Origin of the sequence: Streptomyces sp. NPDC020845 (genome assembly GCF_044334165.1) — a bacterium.
Classification (GTDB): Bacteria; Actinomycetota; Actinomycetes; order Streptomycetales; family Streptomycetaceae; genus Streptomyces.
On record NZ_JBIRSJ010000011.1, the window covers coordinates 14,864 to 34,754 of the forward strand.

The window sequence follows — 19,891 nt, forward strand, 5'->3', positions numbered from 1 at the left end:
TCATGGCTTTCGCCGACTACCAGAACGAGATCTACTTCGACGGGCTGCGCGGGGTGCTGCCAAACCTGCCCATGACCTCCGACGAACTGGAACCGCTGGCCGAGGCGGCGATGCCGCCCGCGGTGCGCTCGTACGTGGCCGGCGGTGCGGGCAATGAATACACCCAGCGGGCCAACGTCACCGCGTTCGAGCGGTGGGGCCTCATTCCCCGCATGATGGTCAGCCCCACCCAGCGCGACCTGTCCGTCGACCTGTTTGGGATGCGCCTGCCCACACCGCTGCTCATGGCGCCGGTCGGTGTGGTCGGGCTGTGCGCACAGGACGGTCACGGTGACCTCGCCACCGCCCGCGCCGCCGCCCGTACCGGCGTGCCGATGATCGCCTCCACCTTGACCGTCGATCCGATGGAGCAAGTCGCCGCCGAGTTCGGAGATACGCCCGGCTTCTTCCAGCTCTACACCCCCTCCGACCGGGAGGTGGCCGAGAGCCTGGTCAACCGGGCCGAGGCCGCGGGCTTCAAGGCCATCGTGGTCACCCTCGACACCTGGATCCCCGGCTGGCGGCCCCGTGACCTGGCGGCCAGCAACTTCCCCCAGCTCCGCGGCCACTGCCTGACCAACTACACCAGCGACCCGGTGTTCCGCTCCCGGCTCGCCAAGGCTCCCGAAGACGACCCGGCTGCGACCGTGATGCACTGGGCGAAGATCTTCGGCAACCCCCTCACCTGGGACGATCTGCCCTGGCTGCGGTCGATCACCAACCTGCCGCTGATCCTCAAGGGCATCTGCCACCCCGACGACGTCCGTCGCGCCAAGGACGGTGGTGTGGACGGCGTCTACTGCTCCAACCACGGCGGACGCCAGGCCAACGGCGGCCTGCCCGCGCTCAACGCCCTGCCGGAAGTGGTCGAGGCCGCCGACGGGCTGCCCGTCCTGTTCGACTCCGGCGTCCGCACCGGGGCGGACGTCATCAAGGCCCTCGCTCTGGGCGCCACCGCGGTCGGCATCGGCCGTCCCTATCTCTACGGCCTGACTCTCGCCGGCGCTGACGGCGTCGTCCACGTCCTGCGTTCGCTGCTGGCCGAGGCCGACCTGCTCATGGCCGTCGACGGCTACCCCACCCTCGCCGACCTCACCCCCGACGCGCTCCGCCGCCTCATCTGACCACCGCGACAGCCCTACCCGACTGGCGCCGCGGGGGCGGGGTGACGCCGAGGAAGGCGATTCCGGCCGGTGGCGAGGCGGTGCGGATGCGGGGCGCCGGGGCGGAGAACCGGCTGTTTCCCCCGGGGCAGCGGGCGGTGCGGGGCAGGTCTTCAGGGAGGGGGAGGGTGCGGTGCAGGGCGTTGCCGCGCAGGCAGTTGCCCTGACCGGGGGATCGGGCCGAAGGCTGGTGGGTGATGTCGACCGCGTTGCCGGACAGGGTGTTGTGCTCCAGCCGGTTGCCCAAGGGCGGTACGTACGGTCAGGCCGACCCGGTTGCGGGTGAATCGGTTGCGCAACACCCAGATGGGCCCGCTGGCGTTGGTGCCCTCGTACCCGATGGCGTTGTGGTCGGCGATGTTGTGATCGGGCCGGCGTCGGGTTGGCTGGTAGCTGCCGGGGCCGGTGGGAGCGGTCCGCATCGCGTCGGCCGCGGCCCGCAGAAGGCAGCAAGTGTCAGGACGACACTCCGTAGCAGGTGGCAATCGCGGCGGCGCGGTTGCGCAGGGAGGTGCGCAACCACTGCGGGGCGAGGGCTTCCGCGTCCGTGGTGAGCTGCCATATCGCCCATTCGGCGTGTCGCGAATCCTGGAAGGTCACCTCCAGCCGCAGCCAGCCGTCCGCGTCGGTTTCTTCGGCGAGGACGGCCAGCGCGGTGCCCACCAGGTCCTCGCGCCGCGCGGGGTTCACCCGCACCAGCACGGCGACTTGGTCGCCGCCGCTCCGAAACCGCGTACTGCGTTCCTGCCAGGCCCGGTCCAGGTCGACCCGGTCCGGTCGCTGTGCGGGTTCGTCGAGTTCCTCGGCGGCCAGGATGCGCGACAGCCGGTAGGTGCGGTCCGCGCCGGACCTCGTGGCCAGCAAGTACCCCTGGCCCCGTACGGTGACCAGGCCGATCGGGTCCACGGTGCGCCACTTCGGGCTCTGGTCCACGGCCGCGTAGCGGATGTGCAGCTTGTGTCCGGCGAACACCGCGCGCCGGACCTCGGCCACTACGGCGTCGGGTACCTCCTCGGCGACCACGCGGCGCGAGAGGAGGTCGGTCTCCGGGTCGATGAGCAATCGCTGCGCCGCGCCGGCCGCGGTGCTCCGATAGCCGTCGGGCAGCGCGTCGACCACCTTGAGCATGGCCGAAGCGAGCGCCGAGCCGAGGCCGAATACCTGCGCGCCACGCCGTGATCCGGCGACCAGCAGGGCGAGCGCCTCGTCGTGGTTCAGTCCGGTGAGCTCGGTCTGGAAACCGGGCAGCAGCGCGAAACCGCCGTGCCTGCCGCGTTCGGCGTAGACCGGGACGCCGGCTGCGGACAGCGCCTCGATGTCACGCAGCACGGTGCGGGTGGACACCTCCAGCTCGCGGGCCAGCGTGGCCGCGGAGAGTCGACCGCGCTGGCGCAGCAGCAGCACCAGTGAGACCAATCGGTCGGCGCGCATACGAAAACTCTATCGGAATACATGACACAGGATGTCGTGGTTTCGCTGCGAGGCTTTCAACACGGCGTCGGAGATGGGCAGATACCGAGCCGATGGACGTACGTACGCCCGGTGAATCGAATGGAGCTGTTGTGGCCTTGGAACGAACCGCAGTCAACCCGGTGACGTGGTCGGTGGAGATGGGATTCAACCAGGGTGAGGTCGTCTCCGGGCACACCCGCACCCTGTACTGCTCCGGGCAGACCGCGATGAGCGGCGACGGCAAGCCCCAGCATGACGGTGATATGGCGGCCCAATTGGCGCTGAGCCTCGACAACCTGGAGGCCGTGCTCGGCGAGGCCGACATGACCTTCACGAACCTCGTCCGGCTCAACGTCTACACCACCGACGTGGAGGTGCTTTTCCAGCACTACGGCGTGCTGGCATCGCGGTTGGGCGCCGCCAGGGTGGCGCCGACCACCACGATGCTCGGGGTGACACGGCTGGCGATCCCCGGCCAGATGGTCGAGCTCGAGGGGACCGCCGTCGCGTGATGCGACCTCGCCGTCTCCGCTGCTCGTGCCGGTCGAACCGGCACGAGCAGCGGGCCGATGGGTGATTTCCGCTGCTCGGAATGGCGGGGCGTCAGTCCTCATCCGGTTCGGGCAGGGCTTGGGCGATCATGCGGGTGGCGAAGTCGCGGTCGTCGGTGAGGCGGTTGATGTGCTCAGCGAGCAGGAAGGCGGTGACTTCCAGGGGAGTCATCTCGTCCTTGGTCCAGAATCCGTACTGTTTGCGCCACAGGTTGGGGCTCAGGCCGGTGCCCGCGGCGATGAGCAGGCCGGCCATGGTGGGGATGGCCTCGGGGCGGACGCTCCTGGGCATCATGCGCATCGTGGCCACGAGGTTGGGCACCACGTACTCGATGACGTCCTTGCCGTGGTCCTCGTAGGCCAGCCGGAGCCACTTCATGAACATGAAGATGAGCGTGCACGTGCCGTCCAGCACGGCATTGGCTCCCCTGGGGCCCAGGGACGCGGTGTACTGGTCGATCAATGCCCGCTGTTCGGGATCGGTCTCGGTCGCGCCGTCATAGATGCCCTTGAGCCGGGAGTCGATCATCATGAGCGCTGCGCCCACATCGCCGGCGGGAGCATGCTTGGGGTCGCAGGGCGATGACACAGGATTCCTCCTCAGGTGACTGCGGTGAGTAACGCGGTGCATCCGTACAGTAGATCGCCGATGCGGTCGAGGTCTGGCGAATCCCGATAAAGCGCAGATAGGGGGCAAAGGCGTTGCCGAGTGCTACCGCGATGCGGGCGTCAGCGGCACCGCTCGGAACGACGCGGCCCGGTCCCGCAGCGTGTATTGCGGTGACCTGAGCACGTACGGGGCGTACGTTCTCCTATCCCAGGCTGCCGCTGCCGCCGGCCGCGTCGCTGGTGCCCGCCGGCCGCTCGCCCGGCCGCTCGCCCGGCCACGCCGGCCGCCTCCAGCTTCGCGGCGGTGCACGGCGGTGCGCGGCGCCGGCGGATCGAAGCGGTCCGAACTTATCTCCGGTACAGCGGAACTGATCCACGTACCGGGCCGGAACCGCTGGTTCCCGGGCGGAACGCATGTGAGGATTACTCGCCGTCGGTTGTTCGAAATCCACAACCGGCCGCGTGAAGAAGACCGTTGGGGAACAATGCGTACACATAAGGCCGCGGCCTGTCTGGCCATCACGGGAGCCCTGCTGGCAGGCTGCTCCGACGACGGCGACAAGGACGGCGCGAGCGACAGCATGGTGACTGTCGAATTCAAGGTGACGGGGGATTCACCGGCGAGCGTATACATCCCCGGTATCAACTCGGACCTGTATACCGGCAAGAAGAACAGCAGCGGTGATACGGACCTGGATCTCGACGAGGTCAAGACGCCGTGGTCGAAGAAGTTGAAGGTGAAGCCGGGAAGGTCGCTGTCGCTGCAAACGGGTTCAGTGAACCCGAAGACGGAAATCGGCTGCCAGATATTCGTCGATGGCAAGCTCGTGGACGAGGACACGAAGAAGAACAAGCCCGGCAAAACCCTCACCGCCAGCTGCTCGAGCTCGACCTAGGTGCCGGGCACCCGAGCCGTACGGTGGGCCGGTGCCTGATCCCGGAACGAGCGCCGCCCGCGTCGTGGCTCTACAGAGCCTCTTGGCCGATGCCTACTCCACACCGGTGGCCGTCGAGCGTTGGGAGCGGCTGGAGCCCTGGGCCGTGGCCCGGGTCCGGCTCAGGGGTGCGGCCGTCCCGCCGTCCGTCGTCGTCAAGTGGACGGCGGGCGGCCACGTCCAGGCGCGTACGGCCGCGTGGCGGCTCCGTACCGAGCTGGCCGCGCTCCAGTTCCTCCGGGACGACGTCGGGGTCGCCCTCGCCCCTCGCCTCATCGCCGCCGATGTCGCCGCCGGGTTCGTGGTCCTGGAGGACCTTGCGCCTCGTACGGCCCTGGATCAGCTGCTACGGCGCGACGGAGCGGCGGTCCACGACGAACGGCTGGCCGCCTTCGCTCAGGCCCGCGGCGAGCTGAACGCGGCCACCGCCGGGCGGGCCGAGGCGTACTACGCGCGCCGGGCGAGGCTGGGGCCGGTCGACCGCGTGGCCGATCAGGCCGGACGACTCGCCTCGTACCGCGATGCGGGGATCGAACACGCCGTGGCGCTGGGGGCGCCCCCGGAGGGCCGAGCCGCCACCGATCTCGCGGCGGCCGTCGGCGAGTTACGCGCCCCGGGTCCGTTTCTCGCCCTCAGCAACGGGGACACGGAGGCCAACAACGTCCTCCTGCACCCCTCCGGCCCGCCCGACGCCCGCCTCATCGACTTCGAATTCGCCGGCTACACCCACGCACTCACCGACGCCGTGTGCCTGCATGTCCCCGGCCCCGCCTGGATGTCGGTCGGCGACCCGGCCGCCACGGGCCTGGCCGACCGCTATCGCCGCGCCCTCGCCCGCGGCATCCCGGCCGCCGAGGACGACCGGCGGTACGGGTTCGGGCTCGCCGCCGCCTGCGCCTCCTGGGCGCTGATCCGTCTGCAGCGGTTCGCTCTGGTGGACACCCGCCCAACGGGCCACCGCAGCCGCCCTCAGCTCATCGCCACGATTGAAGCCGCCGCGCGCACCGCCCGGACCCACCGGGCCCTGCCACACCTCACCGCCTGGGTCCAGCGCATCGCCGCCCTGCTGCGCGAGCGCTGGCCCGACGCGGACCAGGACTTCACCGACCCCATGCGATTCCCGCCGTATCAGCCTCGGCGCTGACGGCAGTCCCAGTGTGATCCGGAAAGTCTCCGAAAACTTTTCAGTATCGCCCCCCTGGAATTCGGGCTCTGAGTGGGGGACTTCGTCAATCGACCTCCGCCCGATGAGTCGATCACGGCAGTGAACTGGGCTTATATCCCTTTGGGAGATCTCCCAGCCAGGGCGGAGTTTCCGTAATCCTTGCGGAAACCGTTGACACCCAACGGCCCCAGTCCAACACTGTCGCCATCGTCGGTCGCCAGCCTTCATGAGGAGGAAGTCATGCACGAGGACAACACCCCCGCACGCCCGGTGAACCGCAGGGACTTCATCGGCCGCGCCGGCGCCTTGGCACTGGCCACGACCGGGCTGATGCTGCCCGGCACCGCGTACGCCGACACGACCATCACCACGAACCAGACCGGCACCAACAACGGCTTCTACTACTCGTTCTGGACCGATGGCGGCGGGTCGGTCGCCATGACCCTGGCGTCCGGCGGCAGTTACCGGACCTCGTGGACCAACTGCTCCAATTTCGTCTGCGGTAAGGGCTGGAGCAACGGCGGACGCCGGAGTGTGAACTACTCCGGCAGCTTCAACCCGTCCGGCAATGGCTATTTAGCGCTCTATGGGTGGACCTCAAACCCGCTCGTCGAGTACTACATCGTCGACAACTGGGGCACCTACCGGCCCACGGGCACGTACAAGGGCGCGGTCACCAGCGACGGCGGTACGTACGACATCTACATGACGACGCGCTACAACGCGCCGTCCGTCGAAGGCACTCGCACGTTCAATCAGTACTGGAGCGTCCGGCAGTCGAAGAAAACGGGTGGAACCATCACCACGGGCAATCACTTCGACGCTTGGGCCCGTTCCGGAATGAATCTGGGCACCTTCAAGTACTACATGATTCTCGCGACCGAGGGATATCAGAGCAGCGGGAACTCGAATCTCACGGTGAGTGGCTGAACGTCCCGTCCCCAGTCCCCAGTCCCCCGTCCCCCGTCCCCCGCTGCCGACTAGTCCGGCTCGTTGAGCTTCTTGCGGAGTTCGTCGGCGGCCGTGTGGTCGATCTCGTCGGCGATCCTCAGGGCCTGCTGCCTTACGGACCGGGCCAGGTCGGGTGCGTTGCGCGCGCCGTGGCTGTCGCCGAGATGGATGAGGATCTCGACCTCCCCGCACCGGTCACCGAATCCACGCACGAGGTCGAGGGCCCGCTGGTAGCAGTTCACGGCGTCGGCGTAACTGCCCAGGTGGTGGTGGGCGTAGCCGAGGCTGTCCCACGCCCCGGCCTCGGCGTGCCGGTTTCCGGACTTCTGGTTGAGCTCGACGGCCTCGGTGCAGTAGTCGAGCGAGTGCTCGTATTCGCCGAGCATGGCGTGCAGCCATCCGGCGTTGTTGAGCGACTTGGCCTGGCCGGTCCGGTGGTCCGCCTCCCGGTAGAGCGCGAGCGCCCGTTCGTTGTGGACGAGCGCTTCGCGCAGCCGGTCCTGTTCTACGAACACCCAGCTCAGGCCCCGGTAGGCATGGGCCTGCCCCAGACGCTCGCCCGCGCGGCCGTAGAGGTCGAGCGCGTGCTGGTAGTGGGTGTGCCCGTGGTCGAGGCGCTTGACCTGGGTGTAGACCGCGCCCAGACCGCGGTGGGCGTCGGCCTGCCAGGTCAGCTCGCCGAGCCGCTGCGCGGCGAGCAGCGCGGTGTGCTGGGTGTCGGCCCAGTCGCGCCAGTGGCCGCGGTAGTCGAAGAACGGCTCGAGGGCCTGGGCCAGCATCCATACGTGGGAGTCGAAGCCGAAGGCGCGGGCGAGGTCCACGGCGCCGAGCAGGAACGGATGCTCGGCGGTGAACCACCTGAGGGCGTCCTCCTCGTCCGCGAACGCCTCCGGTATGACGCCTGGCCTGGGGTCGGGGCGGGGGATCCGGTCCCTGTGCGGGTCCAGGAGCTCGGCCGCGGCACAGGCGCTGTGGAGGCAGAAGTCCAGCAGTCGGTGGCGGGCGGACTGACGGTGGTCGGCCGGCAGGTTCTCGGCCTGTTCGGCGGCGTAGAGGCGGACCAGGTCATGCATCCGGTGGCGGTGCGGGGTGTGCTGCTGGAGCAGGTGTGCGGCCTGCAGGGTGCGCAGATGGTCACGGACCCGGGGCGCGGGGAGGCCGGTGAGGCTCGCGGCGGCGGGGACGCTGATGTCCGGGCCCGGTGCGAGGCCGAGGAGGCTCAGCGTCTTTGCCGCGTCGGCCGCGAGGGCCCGGTACGAGGAGGAGAACACCGCCCGCAGATCCGCGGCGACATCGCCGGTGTCCAGGGCGTCGAGCCTGGTGGCGGCCTCCTCGACCTCCTCGGCGAGCGCCGAGAGGGGGAGGTCCGGATGGGCGGCGGCGCGGGCGGAGAGGATGCTGACCGCGAGTGGAAGGCCCCCGCAGTGGTCCAGGAGCGTGTGGACGGCCGCGGGTTCGTCGGCCACGCGGTGGTCGCCGAGGTGGCGGGTGAGCAGGGTGCGGGCCTCGGTTTCGGAGAGTACGTCGAGGCCGAGGGCGCGGATTCCGTGGGTGGCGGCGAGCCCGGTGAGGCGGTGGCGGCTGGTGATCAGCGCCGTACAGGTGGGGCTGCCGGGCAGCAGGGGCCGGACCTGGTCGCTGTCGCGGGCGTTGTCGAGCAGGACGAGCAGGCGTTTGCCCGCCACCAGGCTCCGGTACAGCCCGGCCTGCCCCTCCACATCCGAGGGGATGGCCGCGGGGTCGGCGCCGAGGGCGTCGAGGAGGCCGCGTATGGCCGCCGCCACCGGAACGGGTTCCGCGGAGGGGTCGAAACCGCGCAGATTGACGTAGAGCTGTCCGTCCGGGAAGTCCCGCAGCTGGCGGTGGGCCCAGTGCAGGGCCAGCCAGGTCTTGCCGATGCCGCCGGGACCGGTGATCGCCACGATCGCCATGGGGTCTTCGGCCCCGGCCCGGCCGTCCAGGAGGCGGGCCAGCCGGCCCAGTTCATGGGTGCGGCCGGTGAATCTGGGGGGTGGGGCCGGCAGGTGCGCGGGGACCGGGTGGCGGGCCGGCGGGGCCGCGGAAGGGGTGGGGTGCGGGGTGAGCGCCGGGTCCGCGGTGAGGATCTGCTGGTGCAGCTGTCTGAGCTGGGGCCCCGGGTCGACGCCCAGTTCCTCGGCCAGCCGGCGCCGGAAGGCGTCGTAGCGGGTCAGCGCCTCCGCGACGCGCCCGCCGCGGTACAGCGCCAGCATGATGTGGCCGGTCAGCCGCTCGTTGAGCGGCTGCTCCGCGACAAGGGTGAACAGTTCGGCCAGCAACTCTCCATGGCGGCCGAGCAGGAGAAGGGTGTCGTAGCGGTCCAGCAGGGCGGCCAGCCGCTCCTGCCGTAGCCCCTCCCGTACGGAGCCGAACCACGGAGTGTCACAGGACGCGCCGAAGTCCCCCCGCCACTGCCCCAGCGCCTGATCGAACAGCGGCGCGGCCACCGACGCCTCGTCGGCGGCCCGGGCCTGCTCGACCAGGGCGCGGAAGCGGTGCAGGTCCACGGAGTCGGGGTCGACCAGCAGCGCGTAGCCCCCCGGGCGCCGAGCGATCCTGCACTCGTCCTCGGCCACCGCCAGCACACCCCGCAAACGGGACAGATAGCTGTACAGCGTCCCCTTGGCGCGCTGCGGGGTGCCCTCGCCCCAGATCCGGTCGACGAGTTGATCAGCCGACACCGTGCGCCGGGCCTCCGCCAACAGCACCGCCAGAACCGAGCGCTGCTGCGCATGGCCCAGATCCAGCGCCGCTCCGTCGACATACGCCCCGACATCGCCGAGCACACGGAACTCAATCGGCATGTCCCCACCCCCCGTTGCCAGGGGTCCACTTTTGCAAGACGTACCCCAACCAGCCAGTTCAAGTTTCAGCCAAGGTTCCACCAAGGTGAGTACTTACGTGGCCGGAGCTGAGTACCCGGGCGGATGAGGTCCGGCCGTCCTGACGGAAGAGTGAAGATCACGGAAGGGCCGCTCACTCTCTCCGGGATCAGTGTTCGAACCACTCAGAGGTATTTCATGCGCAAGATCGGAACGACTGCCGCGGTGCTCGTCATAGCGGGCGCCTGTCTGGCCGGTACGGCCGGAATCGCCGGTGCCGCGACCGGTCCGGCGGACCAGGTCGTATCGGCCGCGGCCTGCTCGGCCTCCTGGAACAGCAACACCAAGTCGGCCGAGGACGCCACCGCCAAGTCGTTGCGGAACATCACGACGGGCAAGCACACGTGCTACGACCGCATGGTCTTCGACATCAAGGGGGCGACGAGCAAGATCGGCTACCACGTCGGGTACGTGACGAAGTTCCGCCAGAACGGCACCGGTGACCAGATCAGGGTCAACGGCGGAGCCATCCTGGAGATCGTCGTGAACTCGCCGAGCTACAACCCGTCGAACCCGGCACAGAAGACGTATGCCGGCAAGCCCGGAAAGTCCCTGCCCGGTGTGAACGTCACCGGCTACAAGACGTTCCGGGACACCAAGTTCGGGGCGAGCGTCGAGGGGCAGACCCAGGTCGGTCTGGGCCTCCGCGCCAAGCTGCCGTTCCGGGTGCAGCAGTCCGGCGACAAGCTGATCGTGGACGTCGCCCACGCCAAGTAGGTCACGGCGACACGGCGGCACGGCGACACCGCGGCACCGCGGCACCGCGGCACCGTGACGCTTCGGCGCGCCGCAAAATCGCTCGTGTTCGGCGCGGCGCGAAGGAGAGCATGCGCGTATGCATTACTCCGGACCGCCGCCTCGCGATGTGCGCGTGCCCGCGCCGATCACCGCTCTTGCCGGAGACCGGCCGGTGCTGCCCGTATGGCTGAACGAGTTGGGCGGCCTGACCTTCCAACTCGGCAGCGGGGAGGACCGGCTGTTCGCCAAGTGGGATCCGAAGGGCTCGGGGGCGGATCTGGAGGTTGAGGCCACTCGTCTGCGCTGGGCCGGTCGCCATACGCCCGTTCCTCAGGTTCTGGATCTTGGAGCCGATGAGGACGGGACCTGGATGATCACCAAGGGGCTGCCCGGCGAGAGCGCCGTCAGCCCCCGGTGGAAGGCGGACCCGCGGACGGCCGTACGGGCGCTGGGGACCGCGCTTCGGGCGCTGCATGAGCGGCTGCCCGTGGACGACTGCCCGTTCAGCTGGTCCGTCGACCACCGGCTGGACGTGGCCCGGCGCGCGGGCGCCGAGGTGCCCGCGGATCTGCCCGCGCCGCCGCCGATCGACCACCTGGTCGTATGCCACGGGGATCCCTGCGCGCCCAACACGCTCCTGAACTCGGACGGCACATGGTCCGGCCATGTGGACATGGGCGCCCTCGGCCTCGCCGACCGGTGGGCGGACCTGGCCGTGGCCACGTGGAGCACCGAGTGGAACTACGGGCCGGGCTGGGATGACACACTCCTTGACGGCTACGGCATCAGCCCCGACCCGGAGCGGATCGACTTCTACCGACGGCTGTGGGCCGCGACCTGACGCCCCTCCCTGCCTCCCCTTCCTCAGCGGTTACGCATCTCCCTCAGCCCCGACGATCAGACAGGTCGTCGTGGCGTGGGCGATCAGCTTTCCCTGTTCGTCCAGCACTTTGCCTTCGGCCGTCGCCGTCCGGCGGCCGGCGTGGATGACGGTGCCCTCGGCGGTGAGGGTCTGGCCTTCGGTGCGGGCGGCGCGGATGTAGTTCACCTTCAGTTCCAGCGTGGTGAAGCCGACGCCCGCGGGGAGGGTGGTGTGGACGGCGCAGCCCATGGCCGAGTCGAGGAGGGTGGCGGCGATGCCGCCGTGGACGATGCCGAGGGGGTTGGCGAAGTCGGGGCGGGTGTCGAGGGAGACGACGATGCGTCCGTGGTCGACTTCGTCGAAGCGCATGCCGAGCAGGCGGCCGATGGAGGGGATGTCGGTGGGGCGCTCGGACTGTATCCAGCGCATGAGGTCGAGGCCGGAGAGGGCGGCCAGGTCTGTGGTCGACATGGGGCGGGGTTTCCTTGCGGGGTGCGTCGGCGTCAGCCGAGGGGGATGTCCTTGTCGCGCAGGGCGGCCAGGACGGGGGCGTACATCCGGGTCTTGATGGTGCCGAGGGTGTCTCCGGCCTTGCCCACCTGCGCCGCGGCGAACTCGATGGCGGTCGACCGGACGGCGGCCTCGGCCACCGCGCGGTCGACGATGCCCGCGGTGAGCGCGTCGTGGCCGCCGTAGCGGCGGGCGGTGACCATGGCCTCATGGGCGGTCCGCGGGGCCAGCCGGCCCTGGATGAGGGCGGACATGCCCGGGGTGAAGGGGATGTTGATGTCCGCCTCGGGCAGACACCAGTAGCCGCGGTCGGCGCGCATCACGCGGACGTCATGCGCCAGCGAGAACATCGCGCCCGCCGCGAAGGTATGCCCCTGCAGCGCGGCCACGGTCACCAGCGGCAGGGACAGCATCCGGGCCAGGAGGTCGTGTACGGAGACGACGTAGTCGTGGTGCTGATCGGCGTGGGCGAGCAGCCAGTCCAGGTCCAGGCCGTTGGAGTAGAACTTGCCCGTGGCGGCCGTCACCAGGGCGCGGGGCCCCTCCGCCGACCGGACCTCGTCCAGCGCGGCTTTGACGGAGGCGAGCCAGTCGGGGTGGAAGCGGTTCTCGCCGTCCCCGAGGTCGAGTACGAAGACGTTGTCCTGGCGGTCCAGCGTGGGCATGGCTACTCCTTCACACAGGGGCGGGTCGGCACGGCACAGCACGACATGGCCGACAGGTCATGGAAGCGGCTCGGGCCCGGTGCGCAGGGCATGGACCAGCAGGTCGTGGATCTCGGCGGCGGCCACCTCGAGCGGGGCGGTGCTCTGCTCGGCCCGGCACATGATCACGGCGCCTTCCACCGCGGCGATGAAGGTCTTACTACCTGGCGGTAACATACGTCGTACGGCACAGAACACGCAAGGGTTCAGGGAATGGGGCGCCGACCTCGTCTGTTTCCTGAGTCAGCCAGTCAGTGGGTGGCACGGATCATCACTGTCAAGACAGGTGAGGCCGGGGACGGCTGGCTCTGGCCGATGTCCTCGTACCCCCACGCCCTGTAGAGGGCGTGGACCTTTCCGTCGCCAGCGGCGGAGTTGACCATGAGCGTGACGTATGGCTCTTCGCGCGTGTCGAGCAGAGCGTCGTGGATTCGCCGAGCGGTCCCGGTCTTGCGCCAGGCAGTGCGTACGCCGATCTCCTTCAGAGCCACCGCCGGACGGCTGGTGTACTCCTCTGCTGGTGTCGGGCTGGTGCGCTGCCAGTACCGGTCACCGTGCTCGATGGTGTTGCCGTAGGCGTAGCCGATCGGTTGCCCGTCGGCGTACGCGAGGACGGCCACGAAACCGGGCTCACCGCCGTGCCGGTCCAGGCGCTCACCGAACGCGGTGACGGCGTAGTTCGGCAGGTGGAGCAGTGGGGCACGCACGTCGGCGTACACGTCGATCAGGTCACCACGGACCGGTTCGAGGCTGGTTGCGGTGCGTAGCTCGATGGCGGGTGCTGCGGTCATGCGGTCGTCGCCCTCCAGGCTTCGCCGGTGTGCTCGGTCCAGGTCTGCACGGTGGAGCTGCCCTGCGCCGTGGCGCGCAGCGCAGCCCCGAATTCCTGAAGCATGCGGGTTACCCGGGGGTGTTGGGTAGCGGCGTCTTGGGGGACGGACATCGCGGTGAAGGTGGCGGCGTCGTCGGCGCCCTGCGCGAGCTGGGCGTGTGCGAGCCGGGTGGTGGCGATGGCCTTGGATCGGCACATGTGGGGCCGCAGAGCCGACAGGCAGCGATGAGCGTGGAATTCGGCGGTCTGGTAGGCGCCGAGCGACAGGTAGGCCGAGAGTGCGAGCGAGTCCAGTTCGGCCTGGTCGTAGAAGGCGATCATCCACACCGGCCGGTAGGCATCGGGGTTGGCGCGGTCCATGGCGTCCTGCGCGTGGTCGAACGCGCGGCGGGTGCCGGTGCGGTCCTGCGCCACGCCGAGGATGGCCCCCTGCCGGGCCAGGCCGAGGGACGCGAACATGGGGTCGCGGCGCGTGATGTGCAAGTTACGCGCGACATCGTTCGCGGCGAGGGCGTCGGCGGGGCATCCCATGTGCCGGTACATGGTTCCCGTGTGGCTCCAGATACGGAACTTGATCGCCTGATCGCCGGACATCTCGGCGAGGGCCTGGGCCTCGCGCATGTGCACCTTGGCGTCGTTGTAGCGGCGGCCGTCGATCGCTGCCCACATCGCCGAGGAACGGAACGAGGCCGCGCAGGCGTACAGGCTGCTGCGCACGCGCTGGGTGGCGCTGCCGGCGTTCTGGAGATTCAGTGCCTCGTCGGCAAGTGCGGCGGCCTGCTGCTCGATGCTGAGCTGTCCGCCGTGGCGGTGGTCGCTGGCGATGATCTCGGCAAATCGGCACTGCAGGCGTTCGACGTCGCTCATGCCGATGCGACGGGGTGCGGCAGTGCCGGGGGAGGCTGCTGCTGCGGCAGCGGCGGCGATGCCTCCGACGAGAGTACGGCGCTTCATGTCGGGGTCCTCCTGCGGTGGGGCTGGGGTGGGTGACGTCCGGCCCCGTGGCACGAACCCTAAAGCGGTGGCGGGCAGGCCGGTCACATCCTCAAGTGCCTTGCGGGTTGCCGCCTTGGGCCACCGGACCCGGCCTGCCTTCCAGCCCCGGACAGACGAGCCGTCCAATCCGCCCATCCGTCCTGTGAACCGTTCAAGTGCCTTGTTCACCGCCTCAGCCAGGCTGTTGGAGCTGTAGCCGTGCTCGCCCATCCACGTCTCAAGAGTCGCATTGCGCGTGGTGTCCATCTACGCACCGTAGCCCTACGAACCCACACCACCAGGTAAATGGTGGATCAAATCGCCCTAGGGCGGTTCGCCGGATACCTGCCTCTTCGCCCTAACCGATCAGCCTCAAACGAGAGTTGTCTGGTTATCGGTCGCCCTTCCCCATGCGGGCGGCTGTTGACGGCCCGGCCCGCTCCTTGGGCTCCCCGAGGGGCGAGCTGGGCGCCGAGACAACCGTGAAGGCTCCACTCATGACGAGTCTCAGCACCACAGCTCAGGCCGCAGCTACCGGCCACCCCGGATACAGCGAGTGCATGCCCCGCATCCCCGAGAGCGCCGCCGCAGCGCGCCTCCTCGTACGCACCGCGCTCGCGGCCTGGGGCATAGAAAACCTGACCGACGACGGTGAGTTGATCGTCTCGGAGATGGTCACCAACACCGTCGATCACGCTCGTGGTGATGCGATCCGCGTCATCGTCACCCGGCCGTCCGAGGACACCGTGCAGATAGCCGTGGTGGACAAGGACAAGCGGCGCCCACAGGCCCGCACAGCCGGTGCGGACACGGAACACGGGCGCGGGCTGTTTCTCGTCGCCGCGTTCGCCGAGGACTGGGGCGTGGAGCCCAAGCCGTGGGGCAAGCTCGTGTGGGCCACGCTCACCAGCAAGGAGCAGCGTTGAACGGCCGGCACCGAGCGCCGGACTCGGACGGGGCACTGGCCGGGGTCTTACTCGCGGCAGCGAACGCGGTCGGGATCGGTGTCATGGGCTTGCTCGTGGCCCGCGAGCTTGCACACGCCGCCCGGAAGCTCGCGCCCATCACCCGCGAGGACCTGTCGATCGAGGAGGAATCCGCGGTTGCCCCGGCGGTCGATGCCTCCCGTCCCCACGGTCACCTTGACCGGGTGCCACATCCGCACACCTGCCGGTGCGGCACCCGCACCCCACCCGACGACCCTCCCGGAGCCGGAGGGTTCGCTGCCCGGCTTCGGGACTGCCTCCCAGCCCCCTCCGGGCGCTGCCGCCCTCATGGTCCCCGCGCCGCGCTACTCCTCGGCGCGGAGGGCCACTGATGGGCGCCCATCGCAGACGCCGCCCCAGGTCGCCCTGGTGGAAGTGGTGGCGAACCTGGTGGCTCGGCTCCGCCGCCCTGCTCCTAGCCCTCGTCGTCCTCTACCCACTCCGCTGACTCCGGCGGCGCGCGGCCACCCGTGAAGACACACGCCGCCGGGCCCCGCCCGTACCCCTCGGGCGGGATGGCCCGGGTCCGTGCCCCCGTCGTCCCGGGCCCACAAGCCCCCGCCTCCGGCATCCAGACATGCGGTGTACCGGCAAACCACCGCGTGGCCGGGACGGGTTGTCGCCCTCTGGCCCGGCCAGGAGGCGACTGCCGCTGTTGGACCACTCGAGAGACGAGGAGACTCATGCAGCAGGCGACAGCGCCAACCGATCAGGTCACCCCCTGGGGACTCGGGCGCTTGAAGCCCTTCCCCGACGCCGCCGTACTTCCCGCCGCCCGGCCCGTACTCGACCCGCACACGCAGGTCCCCGTCTGGGTCGACCCCGATGGCACGCCCATGCCGACCATGGACAAGCACAAGAGGTCGGAGACGTCGAAGGAGACGAAGACGAAGACCAGCCTCGACGGCAACCCGGACCAGGGCAGCGACCAGCAAGGGGACACTGACTGATGGCCGTGGGTGGGCCGCCCGTCCTCGTCGTCACGCGACTGGACGACGCGACGGCCGACGAAGTGATCTGCGAACTCAACCGTCGCCGCGTGCCAGTGGTCCGCCTGGACCCCGGCGACTTCCCCACTGAGGTCAGCCTGTCCGGCACCTTCGACAGCATCGGGCCCAGCGGCACCCTCGCCACCGGCACCCGGACCCTCGACCTGGGGAACGTCCGCTCGGTGTACTGGCGGCGACCCACCCCCTACACCGCCGACCTCGCGATGCCCGAGCAGACCGCCCGCTGGACGGTCGAAGAAGCCCGCTACGGGCTCGGCGGTGTTCTCGCCGCCCTGCCCGGCGCCCAGTACATCAATCACCCCTGGCGCAACCGTGACGCCGAGTACAAGCCCGCCAGCTCGCCGCCGCGGCCCGCTGCGGCTTCACCGTTCCCCCGACCCTGATCACCAACCACACCGACACCGCCCGCGAGTTCACAGCCGACCACGGGCCGGTGATCTACAAGCCGCTCAGGGAGACCGACTACACCGACACCACCGGCCGCGCCCTGACGGTGTGGATCGACGACGTCACCCCCGACCAGATCGACACCCGCCTCCGCCACACCGCCCACATGTTCCAGCAGCGGGTGAACAAGACCGCCGACATCCGCCTGACCGCCGTCGGCGACCACCTTTCCGCCGTCCGCATCGACGGCTCGCCCGGGATTGACTGGCGCCGCCACTACGACGCACTCACCTACACCCCCCTCCCTGTCCCGCCCGAGATCTCCAAAGGCGTGCGCGCCTACCTCGACGCCTTCGGCCTGGTTTTCGGCGCCTTCGACTTCGGCCTGGACCGTCACGGCCGGTGGCACTGGTATGAGTGCAATCCCAACGGTCAATGGGCGTGGTTCCCCGACCACATCACAGCCCCCATCACCAACGCCCTCGCCGACTGTCTTCAGCACCCCGAAGGAAGCGCATGACCGATCCTGCCGCCCTACGCCGCCACCTTGCCGGCGCCATCCACGTGGATGACCCCGCATGGCGCGATGCTCTCGAAGGTGTCCCCCGCGAACTGTTCCTCGGCGACGCCCTGTTCCGCCCCACCGGCACCCAGTGGGAACCCGTCCACCGCGACGAGACCGACCCCGGCGAGTGGCTGCGCATGGTCTACCAAGACACCACCTGGGTCACGCAGATCGACGGCGTGGCCGCCGCCGACGCTTCCGGCCCGATGTCCGGACGCCCCACTTCGTCCAGCACGCTGCCTTCCCTCATCGTGCGCATGCTCGACCTTGCGGGCATCCGCGGCGGTGCCAAGGTGCTGGAGATCGGCACCGGCACCGGCTACTCCACCGCGATCCTCTGTCACCGCCTCGGCGACGAACAGGTCTTCTCCATCGAGTACGACCCGGGCCTTGCCACCGCAGCGGCCGACCACATCCACGCGGCCGGGCACTTCCCGAACCTGGTTACCGGAGACGGCCTCGCCGGGCACAAGGACGCAGCCGAGTACGACGCGATCGTTGCCACCTGCGCCGTCCGCCACATCCCTCCGGCTTGGCTCTTCCAAGTGCGCGACGGCGGCACCATCACCACCACCATCAGTGGTTGGATGCTCGCCTCTGGCCTCATCCGCCTCACCGTCCAGGACGACGGCACGGCCACCGGCCGCTTCGCCGGGAACCAGATCGGCTACATGCTCGCCCGCCCCCACGAACGCCCACCGCGCCCCCTCTACTACCAGCACTCCGGTCAGACCCGCCCCACCCGCGTGAACCCCGCCCTCGTCGAGGACTGGACCGGCCAGTTCCTCGCCCAGCTCGCTGCCCCCTCCGCCGAACTCATGACCAGTGGCGACGGTGTGATCCTCGTCGACGTGGCCACCGGATCACAGGCATGGACCGAATCCGCTGCCGACGGCTGGCAGGTGCACCAACACGGACCCCTCCACCTCTGGGACCAAGTGGAAGACGCACTCATCACCTGGCAGGGTGCAGGATCACCCTCACAGTCCGACTTCGGGATGACCGTCGAGACCGACGGCACACAGCGGGTATGGATGGGCGCTCCTGACGGCCCCTCCTGGAATCTGCCCGTCTGAGTACCGCACGCAGGGAGCACGCGACATAGCTGATCCAGACGACGAGCCGCTGAGCGATTGGGCAGCCCGTCTCTCTGTTTCAGCCTGTCGCTCAGCAGGCCACACACAGATTCTCGTCAGATGTAGCGGATGCCGGAACGTCCTCCCCGTGCCTGCAGTCGCGGCAGCGGGTGGGCTCCGCCGCGCGGAGGGGGCGTTCGCAGCCGTCGCAGGTTTGCCAGGGCAGGGGTACGGCCGGGGGTGGTGTGCGGGGCGTGGACGCGGCGGAGTCGGGGGCGGGGAGGGGTGGTTCGCTGAGGCGGAAGGCCAGGATACGGGCCGGACGGGCGAACAAGCGGTCCGGGAGCCGGGCGGTGAGCGCGCTGGTGAGCTGCCTGGGCCCCACGCCCGCCGCGAGCCACTGCGTGACGGCGGGGGCGAGTTGGGCCACTTCGCGTCGGGACAGGATCAGCCGTGGGTCGGCGATGCGCAGTGAGGCGAGGAGGGCGACAGCCTGTTCGTCGGCCTCGGCGAGGGAGGGTTGCGGCGTCGTGGTCGGGGTCGGTGCCGGTACCGGCACCGGTGCGCGAACGGAAGTTGGTGTGGGCGCGGTGTCGGCCGTGGGATGCGGGCTGGGCTTTCGCGGGCGCGATGGCAAGGTGGGCAGGTCTCGTTGGGGCAGGTCCCGTTGCGGTACGTCGCGGAAGTACGTACGCGTACGGATCAGCCCGCCGGGCCCGCGCTCGCGGCGCCGCTCCAGATAACCGGCGGCCTCCAACTCCCGCAGCGCGCGCGAGATCAGGATCTCGCCCTCGGTGAAGTGCTCGCACAGTGCGGCGATGCTCACGGGCGCGCCATCCGGCAGCGAGAGGATGTAGGCCGCGACACCGATCGTGACCGCGCTTCCGCGCCGCTGCGCCAGGGCGTTGGCGATCACGGTGAAGCCGGTGTTGAGGCGGGTACGGACGTGGATCACGCCGGAGGTCGGAGCTCCGGCATCGAAGCGCGCATGCGCGTTAGACTGCGTGTCAGCCATCGGGAAGCGGGTCTTCCTGGGTGGTCAGGCCCTCGTTCGGGATTGCCGTCCCTGCGGGGGCCGTCGTCTGTGTGGGGTTGTTGCGGCGAACGTAACCGCCTGCATCCCACACCCGCAAGCCGGTCACTCGTACGGGTGACGTGGCGGAAGGGTGGGTGGGTGGGGAGTTCTTTTCCCCAGGTTCTTTAGGGGAGTTGGTGGCTCGCCGGACCCCCGCGTACGAGGATCCGGCAGGGCGCGTAATGCGTACTCAACTACTGGCACGGGACATTGGACCGGCTTGTACGGCCGCACCGCTCCGCGCACGCGCAACGCATCTTCTGGGCCGCGTACGTCGACCGGGTGCGCACCGCCACCGGGGCCGCCAAGGTCGATATCGTCGGCCACTCCCAGGGCGGGATGATGCCCCGCCCCCATGCCGTGGGGGCCGACGAACACCCGCAGTCTCGCGGCGGGTTGAGGGGCA

At 69.6% G+C, this 19,891-nt stretch carries 22 protein-coding genes and 1 pseudogene; 13 read left to right on the forward strand and 10 right to left on the reverse strand.

What is annotated here, in order from left to right; translation table 11 throughout:
- Positions 1-2: 2 nt before the first annotated feature.
- Entirely contained in the window at positions 3-1,163 is a 1,161-nt protein-coding gene (locus tag ACH4U7_RS28585) for an alpha-hydroxy-acid oxidizing protein (RefSeq protein WP_398531019.1), read from the forward strand.
- On the opposite strand, the gene ACH4U7_RS28590 is transcribed toward ACH4U7_RS28585, so the two are convergent.
- A complete protein-coding gene (locus tag ACH4U7_RS28590) occupies positions 1,156-1,449 on the reverse strand; it encodes a hypothetical protein (RefSeq protein WP_398530692.1) in 294 nt (97 codons plus the stop codon). The genes ACH4U7_RS28585 and ACH4U7_RS28590 overlap by 8 nt on opposite strands.
- A 209-nt stretch (positions 1,450-1,658) precedes the next feature.
- Positions 1,659-2,633 carry a helix-turn-helix transcriptional regulator gene (locus tag ACH4U7_RS28595; protein ID WP_398530693.1) on the reverse strand — a complete coding sequence of 325 codons (975 nt, stop codon included), beginning with the start codon at positions 2,631-2,633 and terminating at the stop codon, positions 1,659-1,661.
- A 137-nt stretch (positions 2,634-2,770) separates the two neighbouring features.
- On the opposite strand from ACH4U7_RS28595, the gene ACH4U7_RS28600 reads away from it, so the two are divergent.
- A complete protein-coding gene (locus ACH4U7_RS28600) occupies positions 2,771-3,166 on the forward strand; it encodes a RidA family protein (protein WP_398530694.1) in 396 nt (131 codons plus the stop codon).
- A gap of 91 nt (positions 3,167-3,257) precedes the next feature.
- Here ACH4U7_RS28600 and ACH4U7_RS28605 read toward each other — a convergent pair whose 3' ends face one another.
- Entirely contained in the window at positions 3,258-3,794 is a 537-nt protein-coding gene (locus tag ACH4U7_RS28605) for a hypothetical protein (protein WP_398530695.1), read from the reverse strand.
- 334 nt (positions 3,795-4,128) lie between these two features.
- Between ACH4U7_RS28605 and ACH4U7_RS28610 the strand changes: the two genes are divergently transcribed.
- The 3 genes from ACH4U7_RS28610 (at position 4,129) to ACH4U7_RS28620 (ending at position 6,844) form a co-directional block, all read left to right on the forward strand.
- Positions 4,129-4,710, forward strand: a complete 582-nt coding sequence (locus ACH4U7_RS28610) for a hypothetical protein (protein WP_398530696.1) — start codon at positions 4,129-4,131, stop codon at positions 4,708-4,710.
- 31 nt (positions 4,711-4,741) lie between these two features.
- Positions 4,742-5,893, forward strand: coding sequence for a hypothetical protein (locus ACH4U7_RS28615; RefSeq protein ID WP_398530697.1), 1,152 nt, complete (start codon positions 4,742-4,744; stop codon positions 5,891-5,893).
- A 261-nt stretch (positions 5,894-6,154) separates the two neighbouring features.
- A complete protein-coding gene (locus tag ACH4U7_RS28620; RefSeq protein ID WP_398530698.1) occupies positions 6,155-6,844 on the forward strand; it encodes a glycoside hydrolase family 11 protein in 690 nt (229 codons plus the stop codon).
- 50 nt (positions 6,845-6,894) lie between these two features.
- Here the strand turns inward: ACH4U7_RS28620 and ACH4U7_RS28625 are convergent, their stop codons facing one another.
- A complete protein-coding gene (locus tag ACH4U7_RS28625) occupies positions 6,895-9,687 on the reverse strand; it encodes an AfsR/SARP family transcriptional regulator (protein ID WP_398530699.1) in 2,793 nt (930 codons plus the stop codon).
- 216 nt (positions 9,688-9,903) lie between these two features.
- Here ACH4U7_RS28625 and ACH4U7_RS28630 point away from each other — a divergent pair, with 216 nt between their 5' ends.
- Both ACH4U7_RS28630 and ACH4U7_RS28635 read left to right on the forward strand, forming a co-directional pair.
- Complete coding sequence (locus ACH4U7_RS28630) at positions 9,904-10,482, forward strand: hypothetical protein (protein ID WP_398530700.1); 579 nt, start codon at positions 9,904-9,906, stop codon at positions 10,480-10,482.
- Positions 10,483-10,600: 118 nt separating this feature from the next.
- A complete protein-coding gene (locus ACH4U7_RS28635) occupies positions 10,601-11,344 on the forward strand; it encodes an aminoglycoside 3'-phosphotransferase (protein WP_398530701.1) in 744 nt (247 codons plus the stop codon).
- Between the two features lie 30 nt (positions 11,345-11,374).
- Here the strand turns inward: ACH4U7_RS28635 and ACH4U7_RS28640 are convergent, their stop codons facing one another.
- The 5 genes from ACH4U7_RS28640 to ACH4U7_RS28660 all read right to left on the reverse strand — a co-directional run bounded on the left by ACH4U7_RS28640 (position 11,375) and on the right by ACH4U7_RS28660 (position 14,653).
- Positions 11,375-11,836, reverse strand: a complete 462-nt coding sequence (locus ACH4U7_RS28640; RefSeq protein WP_398530702.1) for a PaaI family thioesterase — start codon at positions 11,834-11,836, stop codon at positions 11,375-11,377.
- A gap of 32 nt (positions 11,837-11,868) precedes the next feature.
- Positions 11,869-12,540: an enoyl-CoA hydratase-related protein gene (locus ACH4U7_RS28645; protein ID WP_398530703.1), complete on the reverse strand. Its 672-nt coding sequence runs from the start codon at positions 12,538-12,540 to the stop codon at positions 11,869-11,871.
- A 57-nt stretch (positions 12,541-12,597) separates the two neighbouring features.
- Positions 12,598-12,756: a hypothetical protein gene (locus ACH4U7_RS28650; RefSeq protein ID WP_398530704.1), complete on the reverse strand. Its 159-nt coding sequence runs from the start codon at positions 12,754-12,756 to the stop codon at positions 12,598-12,600.
- A gap of 74 nt (positions 12,757-12,830) precedes the next feature.
- Positions 12,831-13,370, reverse strand: coding sequence for a GNAT family N-acetyltransferase (locus tag ACH4U7_RS28655; protein ID WP_398530705.1), 540 nt, complete (start codon positions 13,368-13,370; stop codon positions 12,831-12,833).
- Positions 13,367-14,653: an XRE family transcriptional regulator gene (locus tag ACH4U7_RS28660; RefSeq protein ID WP_398530706.1), complete on the reverse strand. Its 1,287-nt coding sequence runs from the start codon at positions 14,651-14,653 to the stop codon at positions 13,367-13,369. Before ACH4U7_RS28660 ends, ACH4U7_RS28655 begins: the two co-directional genes overlap by 4 nt.
- A gap of 230 nt (positions 14,654-14,883) precedes the next feature.
- On the opposite strand from ACH4U7_RS28660, the gene ACH4U7_RS28665 reads away from it, so the two are divergent.
- From ACH4U7_RS28665 to tgmC, 5 genes are all read left to right on the forward strand, one after another.
- Positions 14,884-15,312, forward strand: a complete 429-nt coding sequence (locus ACH4U7_RS28665) for an ATP-binding protein (RefSeq protein ID WP_398530707.1) — start codon at positions 14,884-14,886, stop codon at positions 15,310-15,312.
- 743 nt (positions 15,313-16,055) lie between these two features.
- Positions 16,056-16,322, forward strand: coding sequence for a putative ATP-grasp-modified RiPP (gene tgmA, locus ACH4U7_RS28670; RefSeq protein WP_398530708.1), 267 nt, complete (start codon positions 16,056-16,058; stop codon positions 16,320-16,322).
- Positions 16,322-16,765: an MvdC/MvdD family ATP grasp protein gene (locus ACH4U7_RS28675; protein WP_398530709.1), complete on the forward strand. Its 444-nt coding sequence runs from the start codon at positions 16,322-16,324 to the stop codon at positions 16,763-16,765. Before tgmA ends, ACH4U7_RS28675 begins: the two co-directional genes overlap by 1 nt.
- Positions 16,766-16,815: 50 nt before the next feature.
- The gene (locus ACH4U7_RS28680; protein ID WP_398530710.1) at positions 16,816-17,289 is read left to right on the forward strand and encodes a hypothetical protein; all 474 of its coding nucleotides are present in this window, start codon (positions 16,816-16,818) and stop codon (positions 17,287-17,289) included.
- Entirely contained in the window at positions 17,286-18,410 is a 1,125-nt protein-coding gene (tgmC, locus tag ACH4U7_RS28685; RefSeq protein WP_398530711.1) for an ATP-grasp peptide maturase system methyltransferase, read from the forward strand. Before ACH4U7_RS28680 ends, tgmC begins: the two co-directional genes overlap by 4 nt.
- Positions 18,411-18,501: 91 nt before the next feature.
- Here the strand turns inward: tgmC and ACH4U7_RS28690 are convergent, their stop codons facing one another.
- Entirely contained in the window at positions 18,502-19,425 is a 924-nt protein-coding gene (locus ACH4U7_RS28690) for a hypothetical protein (protein ID WP_398530712.1), read from the reverse strand.
- A gap of 327 nt (positions 19,426-19,752) precedes the next feature.
- On the opposite strand from ACH4U7_RS28690, the pseudogene ACH4U7_RS28695 reads away from it, so the two are divergent.
- Positions 19,753-19,839, forward strand: a pseudogene (locus ACH4U7_RS28695) (esterase/lipase family protein); the annotation flags it as partial.
- Positions 19,840-19,891: the final 52 nt, after the last annotated feature.

What these genes read in the sequence shown, in the direction of transcription:
- ACH4U7_RS28635 (WP_398530701.1), top strand. Translation starts at nt 10,601, where the DNA reads ATGCATTACTCCGGACCGCCGCCTCGCGATGTGCGCGTGCCCGCGCCG.
- ACH4U7_RS28585 (WP_398531019.1), top strand. Translation starts at nt 3, where the DNA reads ATGGCTTTCGCCGACTACCAGAACGAGATCTACTTCGACGGGCTGCGC.
- tgmA (WP_398530708.1), top strand. Translation starts at nt 16,056, where the DNA reads ATGCAGCAGGCGACAGCGCCAACCGATCAGGTCACCCCCTGGGGACTC.
- ACH4U7_RS28595 (WP_398530693.1), bottom strand. Translation starts at nt 2,633, where the DNA reads ATGCGCGCCGACCGATTGGTCTCACTGGTGCTGCTGCTGCGCCAGCGC.
- ACH4U7_RS28690 (WP_398530712.1), bottom strand. Translation starts at nt 19,425, where the DNA reads ATGGCTGACACGCAGTCTAACGCGCATGCGCGCTTCGATGCCGGAGCT.
- ACH4U7_RS28650 (WP_398530704.1), bottom strand. Translation starts at nt 12,756, where the DNA reads ATGTTACCGCCAGGTAGTAAGACCTTCATCGCCGCGGTGGAAGGCGCC.
- tgmC (WP_398530711.1), top strand. Translation starts at nt 17,286, where the DNA reads ATGACCGATCCTGCCGCCCTACGCCGCCACCTTGCCGGCGCCATCCAC.
- ACH4U7_RS28640 (WP_398530702.1), bottom strand. Translation starts at nt 11,836, where the DNA reads ATGTCGACCACAGACCTGGCCGCCCTCTCCGGCCTCGACCTCATGCGC.
- ACH4U7_RS28660 (WP_398530706.1), bottom strand. Translation starts at nt 14,653, where the DNA reads ATGGACACCACGCGCAATGCGACTCTTGAGACGTGGATGGGCGAGCAC.
- ACH4U7_RS28675 (WP_398530709.1), top strand. Translation starts at nt 16,322, where the DNA reads ATGGCCGTGGGTGGGCCGCCCGTCCTCGTCGTCACGCGACTGGACGAC.
- ACH4U7_RS28645 (WP_398530703.1), bottom strand. Translation starts at nt 12,540, where the DNA reads ATGCCCACGCTGGACCGCCAGGACAACGTCTTCGTACTCGACCTCGGG.
- ACH4U7_RS28665 (WP_398530707.1), top strand. Translation starts at nt 14,884, where the DNA reads ATGACGAGTCTCAGCACCACAGCTCAGGCCGCAGCTACCGGCCACCCC.
- ACH4U7_RS28655 (WP_398530705.1), bottom strand. Translation starts at nt 13,370, where the DNA reads ATGACCGCAGCACCCGCCATCGAGCTACGCACCGCAACCAGCCTCGAA.
- ACH4U7_RS28625 (WP_398530699.1), bottom strand. Translation starts at nt 9,687, where the DNA reads ATGCCGATTGAGTTCCGTGTGCTCGGCGATGTCGGGGCGTATGTCGAC.
- ACH4U7_RS28630 (WP_398530700.1), top strand. Translation starts at nt 9,904, where the DNA reads ATGCGCAAGATCGGAACGACTGCCGCGGTGCTCGTCATAGCGGGCGCC.
- ACH4U7_RS28620 (WP_398530698.1), top strand. Translation starts at nt 6,155, where the DNA reads ATGCACGAGGACAACACCCCCGCACGCCCGGTGAACCGCAGGGACTTC.